The organism is Halomonas smyrnensis AAD6, from assembly GCF_000265245.1.
GTDB lineage: Bacteria > Pseudomonadota > Gammaproteobacteria > Pseudomonadales > Halomonadaceae > Halomonas > Halomonas smyrnensis.
On sequence record NZ_AJKS02000009.1, the window covers coordinates 1 to 19,646 of the forward strand.

General features: G+C 67.3%; 15 protein-coding genes. 7 read left to right on the top strand and 8 right to left on the bottom strand.

Features of this window, described 5'->3' with window-relative positions; all coding sequences use genetic code 11:
* The 5 genes from UYS_RS17315 to UYS_RS17320 all read right to left on the bottom strand — a co-directional run.
* The coding region (locus UYS_RS17315; protein WP_156821606.1) for a retention module-containing protein at positions 1-2,505 on the bottom strand (2,505 nt) is incomplete at its 3' end.
* 157 nt (positions 2,506-2,662) lie between these two features.
* The gene (locus tag UYS_RS0210980; RefSeq protein WP_016855557.1) at positions 2,663-3,286 is read right to left on the bottom strand and encodes a response regulator transcription factor; all 624 of its coding nucleotides are present in this window, start codon (positions 3,284-3,286) and stop codon (positions 2,663-2,665) included.
* A complete protein-coding gene (locus UYS_RS0210985) occupies positions 3,286-4,713 on the bottom strand; it encodes an HlyD family type I secretion periplasmic adaptor subunit (RefSeq protein ID WP_016855558.1) in 1,428 nt (475 codons plus the stop codon). The genes UYS_RS0210980 and UYS_RS0210985 overlap by 1 nt, the downstream gene beginning before the upstream one ends.
* On the bottom strand, positions 4,710-6,881 hold the full coding sequence (locus tag UYS_RS0210990) for a type I secretion system permease/ATPase (protein WP_026068498.1): 2,172 nt from the start codon (positions 6,879-6,881) through the stop codon (positions 4,710-4,712). Before UYS_RS0210990 ends, UYS_RS0210985 begins: the two co-directional genes overlap by 4 nt.
* A gap of 71 nt (positions 6,882-6,952) precedes the next feature.
* Positions 6,953-8,839: a TolC family outer membrane protein gene (locus tag UYS_RS17320; RefSeq protein ID WP_156821607.1), complete on the bottom strand. Its 1,887-nt coding sequence runs from the start codon at positions 8,837-8,839 to the stop codon at positions 6,953-6,955.
* A 369-nt stretch (positions 8,840-9,208) separates the two neighbouring features.
* Here UYS_RS17320 and UYS_RS0211000 point away from each other — a divergent pair, with 369 nt between their 5' ends.
* Together UYS_RS0211000 and thiI are read left to right on the top strand one after the other, a co-directional pair.
* Entirely contained in the window at positions 9,209-9,490 is a 282-nt protein-coding gene (locus UYS_RS0211000; protein WP_016855562.1) for a hypothetical protein, read from the top strand.
* Between the two features lie 123 nt (positions 9,491-9,613).
* Positions 9,614-11,107, top strand: a complete 1,494-nt coding sequence (thiI, locus tag UYS_RS0211005; protein WP_016855563.1) for a tRNA uracil 4-sulfurtransferase ThiI — start codon at positions 9,614-9,616, stop codon at positions 11,105-11,107.
* A gap of 108 nt (positions 11,108-11,215) precedes the next feature.
* Here the strand turns inward: thiI and UYS_RS18865 are convergent, their stop codons facing one another.
* Positions 11,216-11,482, bottom strand: a complete 267-nt coding sequence (locus UYS_RS18865; protein WP_237738462.1) for a hypothetical protein — start codon at positions 11,480-11,482, stop codon at positions 11,216-11,218.
* Between UYS_RS18865 and UYS_RS17325 the strand changes: the two genes are divergently transcribed.
* The 5 genes from UYS_RS17325 to UYS_RS0211030 all read left to right on the top strand — a co-directional run bounded on the left by UYS_RS17325 (position 11,387) and on the right by UYS_RS0211030 (position 18,156).
* Positions 11,387-13,372, top strand: coding sequence for a sensor domain-containing protein (locus UYS_RS17325; RefSeq protein WP_237738460.1), 1,986 nt, complete (start codon positions 11,387-11,389; stop codon positions 13,370-13,372). The two genes, UYS_RS18865 and UYS_RS17325, sit on opposite strands and share 96 nt — an antisense overlap.
* Positions 13,373-13,604: 232 nt before the next feature.
* Positions 13,605-15,641, top strand: coding sequence for a methionine--tRNA ligase (gene metG / locus UYS_RS0211015; RefSeq protein ID WP_016855565.1), 2,037 nt, complete (start codon positions 13,605-13,607; stop codon positions 15,639-15,641).
* 7 nt (positions 15,642-15,648) lie between these two features.
* Positions 15,649-16,680 carry an RnfABCDGE type electron transport complex subunit B gene (locus tag UYS_RS0211020; protein WP_016855566.1) on the top strand — a complete coding sequence of 344 codons (1,032 nt, stop codon included), beginning with the start codon at positions 15,649-15,651 and terminating at the stop codon, positions 16,678-16,680.
* 17 nt (positions 16,681-16,697) lie between these two features.
* Positions 16,698-17,333 carry an endonuclease III gene (nth, locus tag UYS_RS0211025; RefSeq protein WP_016855567.1) on the top strand — a complete coding sequence of 212 codons (636 nt, stop codon included), beginning with the start codon at positions 16,698-16,700 and terminating at the stop codon, positions 17,331-17,333.
* A gap of 55 nt (positions 17,334-17,388) precedes the next feature.
* Positions 17,389-18,156 (top strand): YdcF family protein, encoded by a 768-nt coding sequence (locus UYS_RS0211030; RefSeq protein WP_016855568.1) that lies wholly within the window; start codon positions 17,389-17,391, stop codon positions 18,154-18,156.
* Positions 18,157-18,224: 68 nt separating this feature from the next.
* Here the strand turns inward: UYS_RS0211030 and UYS_RS0211035 are convergent, their stop codons facing one another.
* Together UYS_RS0211035 and UYS_RS0211040 are read right to left on the bottom strand one after the other, a co-directional pair.
* A complete protein-coding gene (locus UYS_RS0211035; protein ID WP_016855569.1) occupies positions 18,225-18,419 on the bottom strand; it encodes a hypothetical protein in 195 nt (64 codons plus the stop codon).
* Between the two features lie 15 nt (positions 18,420-18,434).
* Positions 18,435-19,643: a YeeE/YedE family protein gene (locus UYS_RS0211040; protein WP_051008829.1), complete on the bottom strand. Its 1,209-nt coding sequence runs from the start codon at positions 19,641-19,643 to the stop codon at positions 18,435-18,437.
* Positions 19,644-19,646 lie beyond the last annotated feature (3 nt).

Below are 19,646 nucleotides of genomic sequence, written 5' to 3' on the forward strand. Positions count from 1 at the left end.
ACTGCCGATGTCGCCCAGCGCCACGCCGACCACGCCACCGCCGGCATCCGCCCCGTCGGCGCCGAACACGTCGGCGGTGCCGTCGGTCAGCACGTTGCCGCTGACGTCCTGCTCACCCTCGTCGGCGCTGTTGGTGTCGGCGTTGGCCGTCGGCACATCGTCCACGATGTCGATGGTGATGGTGCCGGTCTCGATGTTGCCGTTGGCGTCTTCCACCTGGTAGGTGAAGCTCTCCTTGCCGACTTCCGTGCTCGGCGCCTCGCCATCCGCACTGGTGTACGGCGTGGTCAACGTATAGGTGTAGGTGCCGTCGTCATTGAGCTGGATCTGGCCGTAGCTGCCGACAGCATCGCTCACCAGGCTGTAGGTCAGCGTGCCCACCCCGCCGGTGGCGGTGACGCTGTCGCTGCCGGTCTCGGCCGTGCTGCCCGGCAGACTCCCGGTCACCTGGCTCGGTGCCAGGTCATTGTCGTCCTGGGTAGTATCCAGCGCGGCCTCGTCCACCGTGACGTCGCTATCGTTCGGCGCACTCAGGCCGCTGTCGGCCACGTCGATGGTCAGCGTGCTGTAGGCCAGGTCACCGTCACCGTCCTTGATGGTGTAGGTGAACACGTCCTGCGCCCCAACGGGGATGGTGATGTTGGCCTTGGCGTCGTAGTCGTAGCTGCCATCGGCGTTCAGCGTCAGGTAGCCGTAGGTGCCTTCCAGGGAGTAGCCCTGAMTCCCCACGTCACCCAGCGTCGCGGGATCGTCGAGTGCACTGCCGATGTCGCCCAGCGCCACGCCGACCACGCCACCGCCGGCATCCGCCCCGTCGGCGCCGAACACGTCGGCGGTGCCGTCGGTCAGCACGTTGCCGCTGACGTCCTGCTCACCCTCGTCGGCGCTGTTGGTGTCGGCGTTGGCCACCGGCCCATCGTCATTGACGTCAATGGTCAGCGTCGCGGGATCGGAGACGTCACCATCGTCGTCGGTGAAGCGTACATCGAACTGTTCCTGCACCTGATCGTTGGTGCCGACGGCATTGCTGACATCATGGTCCAGGGTGTTATCGCTCAGCACATACTGCCAGCTGCCGTCGGTGTCGACGGTCACGATGCCGTAGGTGCCCTGCACCTCGGTGCCATCCTCCTCGATCGCGATCCATTCGCCATTGACGTCCTTGACCTCGATCAGCGCCAGCTGGTCGTTACCGGTATCGATCTCCGGCGTACCGCTGATCGTCGTGGTGCCGCCACCACTGCCATCGGGCAGCGCTGATTCCCAAACCATGTTGCCTTCGGCACGAATGCCGAGCGTCACGACCTGGGGGGTGGAATCCTCGGCGATGGTCAGGTTCACCGTCGCCGTGTCGGTATCGCCATCGGCGTCGGTGATGGTGTAGGTGAAGCTGTCGGCGCCTTCGGCGCCGGGATTGGCCTGATAGGTGAAGGTGCCATCGCCGTTGTACGTTACCGTGCCCTTGCCGGGTTGCGAGGCTACGCCGACGCCGCTCTGCAGATCCACACCGTCGGCCCCGGCGGTGTCATTGGCGAAGACATCGATGTCGACGCTGCCATCCTCGGGCACCTCGTCGGTCACGGTATCGTCGACGGCCACCGGGCCGTCGTCATTGACGTCGATGGTCAGGGTCGCTTCCGGCGAGACGTCACCGTCGTCGTCAGTGACTCGTACCGCGAAGGCATCCTGCACCTGGTCGGCCGCGCCGGTCTGATCGACGCCGTCATGGTCCAGGGTGTTGTCGTCCAGCGTGTACGTCCAACTGCCGTCGGTATTCACCGTCAGCGTGCCGTAGGCACCCTGCACGTTCGTGCCATTGGCAGAGATCGGGATCCAGACGCCACTGGCATCCTGCACTTCGATCAGGTCGAGTGCATCCACGCCGGTATCGATCTGGAAGGCGCCGCTGGCCGTCAGGCTGCCGCCACCGCTGCCATCAGACAGTGCAGACTCCCAGACCACATCGCCATCGCCGTTGAGATCCTGGGTATCGACCGTCGGCGAGTCGTCCTCCTCGGCGACGAGGGCCGGGTCGAACTCGACCTGGTTCGGCCCCTCGAGTGAATTGGCGCCGTAGTTGAAGGCCAGCGGGCTGACGTTTTCGCTGATGCGCAGCAGACGCACGAAGCCGTGACCGCTGTCGCCGCCGCCCGCACCACCGGCACCGCCGGCCGCAGTGGCATCGAGCCCTTCGAGCAGATCACCCTCGCCCTCGTCGATGGCCGCCAGCAACGCGGCGATATCCCCATCCTGGGCGCTGGCCTCCTCGCTGGCCGTCGCCTGATCCGGCGCAAGGTCCGGCGTCATCACGACCTCTTCACTACCGGCGATGACGGCCGGCTCGAGACCATCGCCGAAATCCAGCACGGCTCGCCCACCATCGGACGTGACCAGGGTCTCTCCTTCCTGAAGCGCGTCGCCGACGCTGAGCTCACGGAGGTTGCCGTCGGCGTCGCGCGCCCAGGCCTGGCCGGTAATGGATACCACGGTGGCGATGGTCATCATTCATTTCCCCTGAGGAGTCACATCAACCGGCATTTGCCGCGAATACGCCGGTGGCTAATGACATCACACTAGGTCAGGGGGCAGGCCCCCGGTATTGGACCGAAGGACAGGTAACAGAAAGTAACGAGGCAGGACTGAACACCCGCCAGGGCAGGGCTCAAGTCACGCTCTGTTCCTGATGGGACAGCTTGAGCACGAGCTGCATGCGGTCGCGCACCTCGAGCTTGCGGAACACGGCACCGAGATGCGCCTTGACGGTGCGCTCGGTGATCCCCAGCAGACGGGCCACCGCCTTGTTGCTGTTGCCCTCCGCCACGGCCACCGCCACGGCACGCTCACGCTGGGTCAGGCGGTCGAGCATCTCTTCGCGTAGCCTCTCTTCCCCGCCGAGCGCGCGATAGGCTCCTCCCACCACCTGGGCCATGAGCTCGGGCCCCACCCAGATGCCCTGATGGGCCGTGACCAGGGCCATCTGGCTCAGCAGCTCGGGAGGGGACAGCGCATGAGCATAGCCCCGCGCACCGGCCTCGAGGGCCTGGGTCGCCTCGCGCGAGTCCGGCGCATAGCTCAACACACTGACGATCGCCCCCTGCTGCGCCCCCTGCTGCGCCAGCTGCCGCACCAGCACCGGCCAGGTGTCTCCCTGTATGACCACCCAGGCCTGGACCTCGGCCGATGCCATCTCCAGGGCGAAGGACTCGTCGACACAGCGCGCATCAGGAAAGGCCTCGCGCCAGCGCGGCATCAGGGCGCTCTCACGACATACGAAGATCTGCTTCATCAACGTTCTCCCAGCGCGTTCTGCCAGCCTCTCAACACCGGCTTGAGCAGATACTGCATCACCGTGCGCTTGCCGGTCAGGATGTCCACCTGCGCGGTCATCCCCGGTATCACGTCCAGTTCCTGGTGCTCGCTGCCGCCTTCCAGGGTACGGACCCGCACCAGATAGAAGGTATCACCCTCGTCATCGGTGATGGTATCGGGGCTGATGTGGACCAGCTCGGCCTCGAGCCCCCCATAGATGGCGAAGTCGTAGGCCGTCAGCTTGATGGTGGCCGGCTGCCCGGGCCTCAGGAAGGCGATATCCTGCGGCGCGATACGCGCCTCGACCAGCAGGGCATCCGCGGTGGGCACGATCTCGACCACTTCCTGTCCCGGCTGCACCACGCCACCGAGGGTATTGAGGGTCAGGCGCTGGACGATGCCATCCACCGGCGAGCGAATCTCCGCCAGCCTCACGCGATCCTGCAGGCCGGCACTGGATTCATCCAACGCCGCCAGCTCCGCCATGGTCCGGGACAACTCCCCGCGCCACTCGTTGCGCTTCTCGAGCGTGACCTCGCGCAGCTTCGACTGAGCTTCCTCGATGGAGGACTCCAGGCGCTCGACCTGAGCCGCGGCCTGGTCGCGTTGCCCCCGGGCGCGCGTGACCTCACGCTGAAGCCGGAGCACCTCGACCTCGGAGACCGCTCCGGACTCCAGCAGCGGTCGGGTCAGGTTCAGTTCGCGCCCGGCCATGCCCAGCTCCCGTGCGGCCGTGTCGCGCCGAGACCGGGCTTCATCCAGCTCCGCACGCCGCTGGGACAGTTGCTCCTCGAGGATGCTCTTCTGTTCTTCCAGCGCCTCGAGGTTGTTGCGGTACTGCTCACGCTCCTGGGCGACGATGTCAGGCGCCTCCTCGAGCAGTTCCCGCGATGGCGTGAAGGGCTCATCGGTGACCAAGGCGCGCAGGCGTTCCACTCGCGCCTCGAGCGATTCGGCCTTGGCGCGGTTCTCGCGGAAGTTGGCCACGAAACGCGTCGGATCGATGCGCATCAGCAGCTGCCCCTGGGATACCGATTCGCCCTCTTCGACCAGGATCTCCTGGACGACGCCGCCATCGAAGGACTGGACCTTCTGCAGCTGGCTGGAGGGAATCACCCGCCCGGCGCCTCGGGTCACCTCATCCAGCGGCGCGAAGGCCGCCCACACGATCAGGGCCACCACGGCCAGCACCACGGTATAAAGCATCAGGCGAGCGCGCAGCGGCTCCTGCTGGAGCCTGGCCCAGTCGGCATCGCTGGCCCAGTCGCGATCCAGGTGCGCGGACGTGACCCGCCGCGAGAACAGCCGGTCGACGAAGGGACGAAACGGCTTGCCGCCGGTCTCGGAAAAGCGGCCGACGGCCTCGAAGCCACGCTGCTCGGAGGTACGGGCGTCTTCCGTCATGCGCCGGCCCTCCCGATCTGACCCTTGCGCAGGGCCTCGATCACCTTGTCCCTGGGACCGTCGGCCACCACCTTGCCGGCATCGATGACCACGATGCGGTCCACCAGTGACAACAAGGACGTGCGGTGAGTCACGATCAGCATCGTCTTGCCCGCTCCCACTTCCTTCAATCTTGCCTTGAGCGCCTCTTCGGAGGAGTGATCCATGGCGCTGGTGGGCTCGTCGAGCAGCAGGACGCGAGGGTCGTGCACCAGCGCCCGGGCGATGGCCACCTGCTGACGTTGCCCGCCGGACAGGCGCTGGCCGCGCTCGCCCACGTCGAGATCGATGCCATCAGGGTGGCCGTCGACCAGCCCGGAGAGGCCACTGAGATGAATCACCCGCAGCAGCGACTCGTCGTCGACACCATCGCTGCCGGCGCCGGCCAGGATGTTTTCGCGCAGCGAGCCATGAAAGAGCGTGACGTCCTGGGGCACATAGCCGAAATGACGACGCAGCTGGACGGGGTCGTACTGACGCACGTCAACGCCATCCAGCCGTACCGCGCCGGCATCTGGTTCGTAGAGCCCCAGCAGCAGCTTGTGCAGCGTGGTCTTGCCGCAACCCACTCGCCCGAGCACGCCGACCTTCTCGCCGGCCTCGAGGTTCAGCGAGACCTCCCGCAGCGCATCTCGCTGCTCGTCGGGGTAGCGGAAGCCGACCTTGTCGAAGCGCAGCTCGCCTTTCACCACGGGGCGATCGATGTACGGTCGATCCTCGTGGCGCTCCACCGGCAGCGCCATCACCCCATCCAGCGAGCGCAGGGCCGTGGAGGCCTGATGATACTGGGCCAGCAGCGCGGCGGCCTGGCTGATCGGCGCCATGGCCCGCGATGACAGCAGGTAGGCAGCGATCAACCCGCCCTGGGTCAGCTCGCCAGCGATGATCAGATAGACCCCCGTGATGACGACCGCCACCGCCACGCTGTGCTGCGTCCACAGCGCCACGCTGCTCACCGAGGAGCTGATCAGGCGCAGCTGGGCGGTAGTCCGCGAGAGAAAGGCGGAGGCCCGCTCCCAGATGCCCTGCGCCCGGCTCTCCCCGCGCAGCGCCTTCAGGGTCTCGAGCTGCGAGATCGACTCGACCAGCGTGGCATTGCGCTGCGCGCTGGCCCGCCAGGTGGTCTCGGACAGCTCGTGCAGCTTGCCCTGCGCCGCCAGCGCATAAAGCAGCACGAAGACGATGCCCACCAGCACCGGAATCACCAGGGGCGGACCGATCAGGGCGATGATGGCGGCGAACAGCAGCACGAACGGTAGATCGACCAGCCCGACCACCGTGGCCGAACCGATGAAGGCGCGCACCGATTCGAAGGACTGCAGCATGGCCGCGAAGGAACCGGTGGAAGACGGCCGCGCGGCCATCTTGAGACCGAGCACCTGCGACATCAGCGACGACGAGAGCTTGACGTCGGCCCGGCTCGCGGCCAGGTCCACGAAGGCGCCGCGCATCAGCCGAAGCGCCAGATCGAAGCACAGCACCACGAAGACGCCGATCGCCAGCACCCACAGCGACTCGGTGGCGTGATTGGGCACCACGCGATCATAGATGTTAAGCACGAACAGCGGCATGGCCAGGGCGAAGAGGTTGATCACCACCGACCCGGCGATCACATCGCGATAGAGCCGGCGGTTATCGCGGATGACGCCCCAGAACCAGTGTCGGTCGCGCTTGCGCTCGACCTCGGGGCCGCGTGCATCGAAGCGAAAGCGGGGCCTGACATAGATGGCCTGGCCACTGTAGCTGGCCTGCAGGCCGTCCAGGTCAACCTCGGTTGCCGCCTCGCCGAGCTCAGGGAAGATCACCCGGGCACGGCGCGCCTTGAGATCCAGCGCCAGCAGCACGCAGGCGCGTCCCGGCTCGAGCAGCAGCACGGCGGGAAACAGCGCGGGATTGAGTTGCACCAGACGCGAACGGACGATCCGCGCCGACAGCCCGGCACGAGCGGCGGCACGCGGAAAGACGCCCGGCGTCAGGCGCCCTTCATGCAGCGGCAGGCCCGCCGTCAAGGCATCGGCACTGACGTCGTGTTCGTGGGCCAGCGCAATGTTCTGCAGGCATTCGAGCAGCTCGTCCCGAACGGCAGACCTGGCCCCGCTGCCATCATCGAGCGCTTCACGTTGTGTCAATTCTCACCCCTGCGTCGAAACGATAGAGCGACGTCGGTCGAGCCGGGCCCGACCGACACCCACCTCATGCTCTAAGGCCGATAGGCGGCCATGTCGAGATTCTCGCCGGCACGCTCCAGGGTGACCTCCACGCGGCGGTTCTGCCGACGGCCATCCACGGTGTCGTTGGACGCCACCGGCCGGCGTGAGCCGAAGCCCTCGGTCTGGATCAGCGAGGCATCCACGCCCTGCGTGACCAGATAATCACCGACGCTCCGGGCACGACGCCGAGACAGCGGGTCGTTGATGGCGTCATTGCCAGTGGCATCGGCATGACCGGCGATGTAGACACGCACCAGGTCGTTGCGGCCGCGGATCTGCTCGGCGAGCCGACGCAGCTCATCGCGCGATGCCATGCTCAGTTCGGCGCTGTTGATCTCGAACAGGGCGTCCGCCGAGAGCGTGACGTCCGGCGCGCGGGTCGGCGGCGCCGTGATGCCGCCGGTGAAGTCGGCCAGGGTGAAGCCGGTGGGCCCCGACGTCGGACAGATGGTCTCGGGATCGAGGGAGACCCCATCGCTGCCGAGCTCGGCCAGGGTCGGCATGTCGTCGCGACGCACCTCCAGGGTCTGCATCAGCTGCCCCATGGCAGCCAGGGTGCGGGCATCGGCCAGGTCGACGTCATAGCGGGCATTGGTATAGGCGCGGCTGGCCTCGAAGTATTCGTTCTCGGTATCCAGCACGTCCAGCAGGCTGCGCTGGCCGATGTCGAACTGCTGCTGGTAGGCGCCACGCACGCGGTCGGTAGAGAGCCGATGCTGATTGAGATACTCGAGCTGCTCGCGCAGCCGCTGGGTGTCGTTGTAGGCGATCTGGGTGGTCTGGCGCACGTCGACGCAGGCCTTCTCGCGCAGGTTGATGGCCTGCTCGACCCGCTCGCTGGCGGCACGGAAACTGGCCAGGTCGCTGCCACCGCGGTACAGGTTCATGCTCGCCACCAGTTCGATGCTGCTGCGGTCCTGTCGCTCGTCGACGTCGTCGAGGGAGCCGCTGTCACTGTCCTTGTAGGTGCCGCTGCGGGCGACCAGGTCGAGCGTCGGATGGAAGGCGGCGCGCTCGCCGCTCCTTGCCGCCCGAGAGGCCGCGATGTTCTCGATCGCGGCATGAAACTCCGGATTGCCCTGGAAGGCCAGATCCAGCGCCGATGCCACGTCTGCGGGCAGTCGACCGGCGAAGTCCGGCGCCGGCGCCAGCGAGGCCGCCGGCAGGCCGCCGACGATACGCTGGAAGCGAGCCGTCACGTCATGCAGGTTGGAGGCCTCGGTCATCAGGTTGGATTCGGCCAGCGCCAGGCGTCCGCTGATCTGCTCGAGATCGACCCCACGCCCCGCCCCGGAGAGCGTGCGCTCCTCGATCTGATTGAAGACCTCCAGGTGCTTGGCGTAATTTTCCTGAGCCAGGCGGACCAGTGCCCGGTAGCGCTGCACGTCCAGATAGGCCCGCACCGCCTCGAGGGAGACTTCCTCGCTGGCCCCCAGCAGCTCGTAGTAGCGCACCAGCTCGGCGCGATCGAGACGCTCCACCTCGCTGCTGGTGGCGAAGCCGTCATAGATCATCTGGGTCAGGGCCACCTCGGCGTAGTCGGTATCGTAGCTGCCACGACCATCGTGCTCGCGATCCTCCTGCCCCACTCCGGCATTGATATCCACGCTGGGCAGGTAATTCCCCCAGGCGGCACGACGATCCTGGCCCGACGCCTGCAACTCACGCCAGGCCGCCCGCACCTCGGGATTGGTGCTGATCGCCTGCTGCACGACGCGCTGCAGATCACTGGAACCCGGCGACATTAGCCCTGCCGGCAAGGACTGGGCGACGGCCGAGGCGATGGGCAGCAGGGCGAGGCCTGCCCCCACGGCAAGGCCGCGGACGATGCGGGCTCGCGCGACGCGCGAAGACAATCCGACACTAGTGCGTTTCATGACAGTTCCCACCCCTTGCTGAGCCGGCATCGATAACGCGCGGCTACTGTTCGTTATTGTGCCGACTGATGTCCTACCTGATCAGGCGGTCGCCGGCCATGGCGATCTTGATCCTTTCTTCGGCTGCAGGGCAATCAGGCGAAAAGATCAGCCACTGCGATGAACGTATTACCACAATCTCTGTAACATATAGTAACCAAAAAACCGTGATGCGCTAGTAGGTCGCCATGGTGTTTCTGTATGAATTTTGCCAACCGCCATGTAATCCATGACTTACAAGGAGTCGGTGTACCGGCCGCTCTCGCTGGCAAGCCCAAACGTGCTATCGTCAGCGCCATCAGTCACACGGCCCGCCCAAGGAGAATCGGCATGTCGTCATCGGAGATCCAGAAGACTCGTGTCATCAATGAGCTACGCAGCTTCATCAAGAAGCTGCTGCAGGACCCCAAGATCCTGGAGCAGTCGCTGACGATCGCCCGGGAACGTCTCGGCGAGGGCGACCAGACCCAGGTCATGGCCCAGATCGCCAACGAGATTTCCGACACCACCAGCGTGCACATCCCGGAAGATCCCAAGGAACACTCCGAGGCCGACCGCCTGTTCCTGGAACTGCTCAAGGAAGTGGTGCGGGAGGAACAGGCCCTCTACTGAGCCTCTACCCGCCCCCGGTCGGGGGCGGCCATTCGCTGCACCGCCTCCCTCGACCTGCGCGCGCTCCCGCTCGCTGGTACAATGCGCGCCCTTTTGCCACGCCCCGCTTCAACGCCGCCTCGCATGCTCTATCTCCTCAAGCTTCACCCCGAGATCACCATCAAGTCCCGTTCGGTCCGTCAGCAGATGACGCGCTGCCTGACGGCCAATATCCGCAATACCCTGCGCCGCCTGGATGAGCGCGTGCGGGTCAAGGACCAGTGGGACGCCATCCGCGTGCGCCTGCCGGAGGGTCTCGACGCAGACACCACGTCCGCCCTCGAGGACAGCCTGACCCGCATCCCCGGCATCCAGCAGGTGCTGGCCACCGAAGAACGCCGGTTCGACTCGCTGGAGCAGGCCGCCGACCATATCGTGCCACTGTGGGGCCCGCTGATCGCCGGTCGCAGCTTCCGGGTCCAGGCCAAGCGGCGCGGGGAACACGATTTCACCTCGGCGGACATGGAGCGTTATCTCGGCGGTCGCCTGCTGGAAGCCACCCCCAATGCCCGCGTCGACCTCAAGCATCCCGAGGTGGTCGTGCCGGTGGAGCTCGCCGACCAGCGCCTGCAGGTGATCCGCGCCCGCTGGAAGGGGCTCGGCGGCTATCCCCTGGGCGTACAGGGCCAGGCCCTGGCGCTGATGTCCGGCGGCTTCGATTCGCCGGTGGCGGCCTGGAAGATGATCCGCCGCGGCGTGAAGACCCACTTCCTGTTCTTCAATCTGGGCGGTCCGGCCCACGAGGCCGGCGTGCGCGAGGTCAGCCACCACCTGTGGGAGCGCTATGGCGTCTCCCACAAGGTGAAGTTCATCTCGGTGCCCTTCGACGGCGTGGTGGGCGAGATCCTGCGCACCATCCCGGATGGCCTGATGGGGGTGGTACTCAAGCGCCTGATGATCCGCGCCGCCAATCGCATGGCCCAGCGGCTGCGCATCCCGGCGCTGGTCACCGGCGAGGCCATCGCCCAGGTCTCCAGCCAGACCCTGGCCAACCTGGCGGTGATCGACGACGTCAGCGAACGCCCGATCCTGCGCCCGGTACTCACCGACGACAAGCAGGACATCATCGACCGGGCCCGGCAGATAGACACCGCCCGCATCGCCGAATCGATGCCCGAATACTGCGGCGTGATCTCGCGGCGCCCGCATAACAAAGCACCGCTGGACGACGTGCTGGCCGCCGAGCGCGCATTCGATGACCGGGTACTGGACGACGCCATCGAGGCCGCCATCATCAAGCGCATCGATGAGGTGCTGGAACGCGAAACGGCGCCGGCCGAGGTCGCGATGGTGCAGACGCCCGAGGAGCTCGCCTCGCTCGACACGCCCTGCATCATCGACATTCGCCGCGCCGACGAGCGCGAGGCCGCGCCCCTGGCGCTGCCCGAGGCCGTCGCTCGGGTGCCGCTGATCGAGATTCCCTTCTACGAGCTGCAGGACCGGGCCCCCGAGCTCGATGCGGGCCGGCACTATCTGCTGTACTGCGACCAGGGCGTGATGAGCCGCATGCAGGCGCTTCACCTCGCCGACCGCGGCCTGCATCACTTCGGCGTCTATCAGGACCGTCCCGACGCCTGAGGCCCCGGTTTCCGCGGGCGTTAGCCCTATTTTCCTAGTCGTCGATGGAGCAATCTCCTACCCGAGACTCAGGCAGCCCCCGCGGTGTCCCACTATAGTGAGGACACTTCACTCCGTGGGTTGCCTGATATGGATATGGGTTCCAATCCGCCGTCCAGACGTCACCCGCTCGCTCGCCTTGCCGATAGCCTCGAAGCGCTCGAGGCATCCGCGGGGCCGGACGAATGGCGAGACGACATACTGGCACTGGTCGAGCGACTGTTCGGTCATGCCCCGATCATGATCGACGGGTTCGATGAACAGGGGCACTGTATCCTCTGGAACCATCAGTGCGAACGGGTCTTCGGCTGGACGGCCGATGAGGTAATGAAACACCCCGACCCCCTGGCACTGTTCTATCCCGATCCGGCGGAATACCAGGCGGTCGTGGCCGGCCTGTCGTCCAGTGACGGCTCGCAGTTTCAGGAGTGGACACCGACGACCCGTGAAGGACAACGGCTCACCACCCTGTGGGCCAACGTCGCCCTGCCATGCGGCGGCATGATCTGCATCGGCCACGACATCACCGAACAGCGCCAGGCGGAGAACCAGCGGCGTCTCGCCGCCAGCGTCTTCGCCTCAAGCTCCGACGCCATCATGATCACCGATGCCGAACGGCGCATCTGCGACACCAACGCCGCCTTCACGCGCATCACCGGCTATGCCAGGCAAGACGTGCTGGGCCTGACCCCCGCCATGCTGGGCACCGCTCAGCACAACCCGGAAACCTACGAGGCGATCTGCCGCCACCTGGACACGGAAGGCTGCTGGAAGGGCGAGATCCTCGGCTACCGGCGCAACGGCGAGGCCTACCCGCTGATGCTCTCTGCCTCGGTGGTACGCGACGACCAGGGCCGGGCACTCCACTACGTCGCCACCTTCTCCGACATCACCCACCTCAAGCGCCACCAGGACGAACTGCATCACCTGGCACGACACGACGTGCTGACCGAGCTGCCCAATCGCCGCCACTTCGCCGAGCACCTCACGGACGCGCTGCCACGGGCCCGTCGTGACGACACGCTGCTGGCGGTGTGCTTCCTCGATCTGGACGGTTTCAAGCCGATCAATGACCGGCTGGGCCATGCGGCTGGCGATCAGGTGCTGATCACGATCAGCCAGCGGCTTCGCGAGGCCATTCGCGCCGGCGATGTGCTCGCCCGGCTGGGCGGCGACGAGTTCGCCCTGCTGCTGACCGACCTGGAAGACCGCGAGGAGTGCCTGCGGATCGTCGAGCGAGTCCGCTACCTCATCGCCAGGCCCATCCCCCTGGACGACGCACTGGTACGCATCTCCACCAGCATCGGCATCACCCTGTTCCCACAGGACAATGCGGAGGCGGGCATCCTGCTGCGTCACGCCGATCAGGCCATGTATTGCGCCAAGCGCGGTGGCAAGAACCGCTATGCCCTGTTCGACCCCGAAGAGCGCGAGGATTCGTTACCCGGCCGTCGACGCCTGGATCGCCTCGAGCAGGCCTTACGCGACGACGAGTTTCGGCTTCACTATCAGCCCAGGGTCGATCTGCACAGCGGTGAGGTCTGTGGCCTCGAGGCCCTGATTCGCTGGGAGCATCCCGAGCATGGCCTCCTGGCCCCCGATGAGTTCCTGCCCCAACTGCTCGGCAGTCGTCTCGAGGCGCCCCTCGGCGAATGGGTGATCGAACGGGTCCTGCATCAGCTCGCGGACTGGCAGCACCAGGGGCTCGCCCTGCGCATCAGCTTCAATGCCAGCGCCAACGACCTGGCCCTGCCCGAGTTCTGCGATCGGCTGACGGCGGCCCTGGCGCGCTACCCCGGGCTGGACCGGCGCCTGCTGGAGGTCGAGTTCCAGGAAAGCGCCGCGGTGGCGGATATCGATGCCATCACCCATACGCTCCAGCATTGCCGCCACTCGGGCCTGCGCATCGCCCTGGACGACTTCGGCACCGGCTACTCGTCGCTCGCTCATCTGCGCGAGCTGCCCATCGACACCCTCAAGATCGACAAGCGCTTCGTCGGTGCCATCCTGGAGGACGAGCGCGACGCCGCCCTGGTCCAGGGCATCATCCAGATCGGCGCACGGCTCGGGCTCGACGTGATCGCCGAAGGCGCCGAGTCGCCCGCACACTGCCAGCGGCTGCTCGCACTGGGCGCCTCACAGGCCCAGGGCTACGCCATCGCCCACCCCATGCCCGCCGAACGCATCCCGCCTTGGCTCGCGAGCCGGGCCAAGGGGCCTCACTGACCGCCCCGCTCGCGTTCGTCGCGCACGCCGCGCGGGGCGGCGACGCCCCATTCGCCGACCGCCCGAGGCACGGCCCGGGCCCGAGCCGGGAAGGGCCCGGGCGGATGCAGCCAGCGAGGAAAATGCTACAATCCGGAGCCTGATTTCACGGATATCCGCATGACGGCCTCGACTTCGCCCAGGCGTCGAGTCGGCCGCCGTGCTCCACGTCTACGGGAACCTCTGAGCCACCATGTCGAACACCGCCCCGCGCAAGATCCTGGTCACCAGCGCCCTGCCCTACGCCAACGGCGCCATCCACCTGGGCCACCTGCTGGAATACATCCAGACCGACATCTGGGTGCGCTTCCAGAAGAGTCGCGGCCATGACTGCCACTACGTCTGCGCCGACGATGCCCACGGTACCGCCATCATGCTGCGCGCCGAGCAGGAGGGCATCACCTCCCAGGCGCTGATCGATCGCGTCAGCCAGGAGCATCAGACCGACTTCTCGCGCTTCGGGGTCGCGTTCGACAACTATCACTCGACCCACTCCGAGGAAAATCGCCACTTCAGCGAGCTGATCTACACTCGCCTGCGCGACCAGGGCCACATCGCCACCCGCGACATCGAGCAGATGTACGATCCGGAAAAGGGCCTGTTCCTGGCCGACCGCTTCATCAAGGGCACCTGCCCGAAGTGCAAGGCCGAGGATCAGTACGGCGACAACTGCGAGGCCTGCGGTGCCACCTACACCCCGGCCGAGCTGATCGACCCGGTCTCGGCGATCTCCGGCGCCACCCCGGAAGTCCGCAGCTCCACGCACTACTTCTTCAAGCTGCCCGACTTCGCGGCCTTCCTGCAGGGCTGGATCAACGACGACCACGTCCAACCGCAGATCCGCAACAAGCTGATGGAGTGGTTCGAGTCAGGCTTCAACGAGTGGGACATCTCCCGCGATGCCCCCTACTTCGGCTTCGAGATCCCCGATGCCCCGGGCAAGTACTTCTATGTCTGGCTGGATGCCCCGATCGGCTACCTGGCCAGCTTCAAGAACCTCTGCGAGCGCGAGGGCCTCGACTTCGATGCCTACTGGCGCGAGGACTCCGACGCCGAGGTCTATCACTTCATCGGCAAGGACATCGTCTACTTCCACGCCCTGTTCTGGCCGGCCATGCTGCACGGCGCCGGCATGCGCACGCCGACCGCGGTGAACTGCCACGGCTTCGTCACCGTCAATGGCGCCAAGATGTCCAAGTCGCGCGGCACCTTCATCAAGGCCGCGACCTATGCCGAGCACCTGAACCCCGAGTACCTGCGCTACTACTTCGCCGCCAAGCTGACCGCCGGCGTCGATGACCTGGACCTCAACCTCGAGGACTTCGCCCAGCGCGTGAACTCGGACCTGGTCGGCAAGGTCGTCAACATCGCCAGCCGCTGCGCCGGTTTCGTCAAGAAGCTCGGCGGCGGCAAGCTCTCGGCCCACTGCGCCGAGCCCCAGCGCGTCGCCCGCTTCGTCGCCGCCGGCGACGAGATCGCCGAGTCCTTCGAGGCCCGCGAGTTCGGCCGCGCCATGCGCAAGGTGATGGAACTCGCCGACGAGGCCAATACCTACATCGCCGAGGCCGAGCCCTGGGTGCTGGCCAAGCAGGAAGGCCGCGAGCAGGAAGTGCTCGATATCTGCTCGGTGGGCATCAACCTGTTCCGCCAGCTGATGGTCTACCTGGCCCCGGTGCTGCCCGAGATGGCCGAAGGCGCCCGCGCCTTCCTGAAGCTCGATGCCCTGGACTGGGACAGCCGACAGGAACTGCTGGTCGATCATGAGATCGCCAAGTTCAAGCCGCTGATGACCCGGGTCGAACGTGACCGCATCGACGCCATGATCGAAGCGTCCAAGGAGGATCTGGTGGAAGAACAGAAGCTCAAGGAAACCCCCAAGGGTCCGCTGGCCGACAACCCCATCGCCGAGACGATCGACTTCGGCGACTTCGCCAAGGTCGACCTGCGCATCGCGCGCATCGCCAAGGCGGAATACGTCGAAGGCGCCGACAAGCTGCTGCAGCTGACCCTGGACCTGGGCGGCGAGACCCGCAACGTCTTCGCCGGCATCCGCAAGGCCTACGCCCCGGAGGCCCTGGAGGGCCACCTGACGGTGATGGTCGCCAACCTCGCGCCGCGCAAGATGCGCTTCGGCGTCTCCGAAGGCATGGTACTGGCCGCCGGCGACGACGACGGCATCTACCTGCTGGAGCCTCACTCCGGCGCCCAGCCCGGCCAGCGCGTGAGCTGATCCGGGCATGACGCAGCCCGCCCTGATCGAGGCCGTCGACGCCGCCTTGCCGCAGACCCAGTGCGGCAAGTGCGGCCACGACGGCTGCCGTCCCTACGCCGAGGCCATCGCGGAAGGCGAGGCGATCAACCGCTGTCCGCCCGGCGGCCAGGCCACCGTGGTGCGGCTGGCCGAACTGACCGGCCGCGCCGAGGTGCCGCTGGAGCAGCCCGCCCAGTCGCCGCTGGTGGCGCGGATTCGCGAGGCCGAGTGCATCGGCTGCACCAAGTGCATCCAGGCCTGCCCGGTGGACGCCATCCTCGGCGCCGCCAAGCACATGCACACGGTGATCGAGGCCGAGTGCACCGGCTGCGAACTCTGCGTGGCCCCCTGCCCGGTCGACTGCATCGACCTGCTGCCGCATCCGGACTGGCAGGCAGCCGACAGCGAGGCCGAGCAGGACGCCTACCTGGCCCGACGCGCCGAGCGCGGCCGTCGCCGCTTCGAGGCGCGCAACGCGCGTCTCGTCCGCGAGGAAGACGCCCGGCGTGAGCGTCGTCGCCAGCGCAGCGCCAGGCAGGCCGCGCCGTCCCGGTCGCCCCATCAGGCCCAGCCACAGGCGCCCACGGCGACGTCGCCCCAGGCGCCGGCGGCGTCGTCCAGTGCCCTGCGCGCCAGTCGGGTCAGCCTGGTCGCCAGCCTCAAGCGACTGGATCGCCAGCGCCAGGCGAGCGATCTCGCGCCCGACAAGCGCGACGAGCTCGAGCGTCGCGATGCGGAGCTTCGCGAGCGCCTGGCCGACATCGATCGCCAGCTCGCGGGGGCCGACGGCCCCCAGGCATCGAACGACGATGCGGACAAGCGCGCCCGGCAGGCCGAGCGTCAGCGTCGCTTCGCCGTCAATGCCGCCGAACAGGCCAGGCGTCGCGCCCGCCAGCAGCTGGCTCATGCCGAACGCCAGCGCGACGACGAGGCCATCGCCGCCGCCCACGAGCAGATCGAGCGCGCCGAGCACATGCTCGCTGAGGCGCGAGCCGCCCTCGCGCCCGCCTCCCACTGATCCCAAGCGGCCATCCCATGAACGCCCAGAAACGCCACCAGATCTTCACTCGCCTGCGCGAGCACAATCCCGAACCCACCACCGAGCTGAACTGGTCGACGCCCTTCGAGCTGCTCGCCGCGGTGCTGATGTCGGCCCAGGCCACCGACGTGGGCGTCAACAAGGCCACCGACCGACTGTTTCCGGTGGCCAACACCCCGGCCGCCATCCTCGAGCTGGGGCTGGACGGCCTGAAGGAACACATCAAGACCATCGGCCTGTACAACACCAAGGCCGAGAACCTGATGAAGACCTGCCGCATCCTGATGGATCGGCACGGTGGCGAGGTCCCGCGCACCCGCAAGGCGCTCGAGGCGCTGCCCGGCGTCGGCCGCAAGACCGCCAACGTCATCCTCAACACCGCCTTCGGTGAGCCGACCATCGCCGTGGACACCCATATCTTCCGGGTCTCCAACCGCACCGGCATCGCCAAGGGCAAGGACGTGGTCGAGGTGGAGCAGAAGCTGCTTCGCCACGTGCCCAGGGAATTCCGCCAGGACGCCCACCACTGGCTGATCCTGCACGGTCGCTACACCTGCGTGGCGCGCAAACCGCGCTGCGGCAGCTGCGTGATCGAGGATCTGTGCGAATTCCCGGACAAGGTGGACCTGTAGGCGCTCTTCACCCACCGCCCAACGCGCCGGACATGACCGGCCAGGGAGACGCTGGATGGCCCTGCTCCAATCGCTGCTGTTGCCCCCGCTGCTCAACGCCTGGCTGATCCTGATCGGGGGCCTGCTATGGATGCGCCTGCAGGTGATCGGCGGGGCGATGGTCGCGCTGGGCCTGGGCAGCCTGGTCGTGCTCGCCACCCCGACGGCCAGTCATGCCCTGCGCCAGGGGCTGGAACCCCCGCCGCTCGCCGCCGGCGCCCTCATGGATGGCGCCCAGGGGGAACGAGCAAGCGCCATCGTGATTCTCGGCGGCGGCCGTGACCATGACGCCCCCGAATTCGGCTGGGGCGATGCCCCCGCCAACGCCAGCTGGCGACGCCTGGCCTACGGCGCCTGGCTGCATCGTCAGAGCGACCTGCCGATCCTGGTCAGCGGCGGCCGGGTCCATGACGAACACAGCGCCGAGGCCAGCCTAATGGCCGCCGCCCTGCGTGAGGTGTTCGACGTCCCGGTCCGCTGGCGGGAAGGCGGCAGCGCCAATACGGCGGACAACGCGCGGCGAAGCGCCGAGATGCTCACCGCCGAAGGCATCGACCATGTAGCGCTGGTGTCTCAGGCCTGGCACCTCCCGCGCGCCACGGCCGAGTTCGAGCGCGCGGGCCTTGCCGTCACGCCGGCCCCCACCGAGTTCGCCAGCCCTCCTCCCGATGGCCCCCTGGCCTGGCGCCCCAGCGCCTATCACCTGCATCAGAGCACCCGCGCCCTGCATGAATGGCTGGGGCGCGGTGCGCAATGGCTGAAAGCCACCCTGTTACCGCCCTGACACGACAACGCCGCGGCTCGGCCGCGGCGTTGTTCCTCCTGGGAGCCGGGGCTCGTCGACGGTCTTGCCTAATCTCGCGTCGACGGACACGGCGCCCCGCACGGCGCACAGGCACTGGCGTCACGCTGCACCAGCGCAGACTGAGCCCGCCCATCCCCCATGTTGAAGGCGAAGGTGGGGCTATTCAGGTGATCGACCAGGATCAGCACCAGGATGGCCAGCAGGATGCCGACGATGCGGTGACGTTGGTAAGCAGCGGTCATGGCGTCTTCCTTCGATCAGTTGGGCAGGCGGAACCAGGGCCGCAGGCGAACGCCGATCAGCGAGCCGGCGAAGGCGCAGGCGAACCAGACCCAGGCGTGCACGCTGGCCGAGGCCAGGCCGGAGAACAGCGCGCCGATGTTGCAGCCGAACCCCAGCCGCGCGCCATAGCCCAGCAGCAGGCCACCCACCACCGCCGCCAGGAAGGGCCGCCCCCGAGGCGTCTGCCGGCTGGCCTCGTTGAAGCGGCGGGCCATGCCCGCGGCCAGCATCGCGCCCAGCAGCAGCCCGAAGTTCATCACCGAGGGGATGTTGACCAGCACCGAGTCGGCCAGCGCCTGGGCGGGATAGGCCCAGTTCCAGAACTCGAACTGCCCCATGTCCACCCCGAGCCCCTGCAACGCCTTGGCGCCCCACAGGTTGAAGGCGAAGGTGATGCCCCAGGGCGAGCCGCCGATCACCAGCGTCAGCGCGTTGCCGACGGCCAGCACGATGATCGCCCACAGGAACGGCCAGCGGCCGGTGAAAAGGGCCTTCGCCATGCTGCCCTCGATCGGCCGCAGGCGCAGCTCGGTGCGCTCCAGGTCGCCATGCGCCCGCCGCTCGATGCGGTTGACCCACAGCGTCACGGCGCCGAGGCCCAGCCACTGGACGGCAATCGCTCCCGGCACGCCGACCCAGTCGATCAGGCTGATCGGATCCACCGCCGGCAGATCGAGCCACCAGGGCAGATGGATGGAGCCGAGTACCGCACCGACGATGAAGAACAGCAGCGTCACCATCATCCGCAGGTTGCCGGCACCGACAGTAAACAGAGTGCCGGAGCCACAGCCCCCGCCCAGCTGCATGCCGATGCCGAAGAGGAAGGAGCCCACCACCAGTGAGGTCCCCACCGGCGCCACCGCGCCGATCACGTCGTCGCGGCCGCTGCCCAGGATCGGGATCATGATCAGCGCGGCCAGGGCGAACAGCAACAGCTGGGCACGCATCCCGGCGCCGCGCTTCTTGGTCACCAGATTGCGCCAGCCGGCGGTGAAGCCGAAGGCACCGTGATACAGGGCCACGCCCAGCACGGCGCCGATGGCGAACAGCGCCAGCAGAAACGGTGCCGTCTCGAGCCACACCAGCCCGCCCAGCACCACCAGGCCGGCCAGCGCCAGCCCCACCACAAAACGATCGGGCCCCGGTCGGATCGCCGCCGGGGCCATGGTATTCGCTTGAGTCATCGT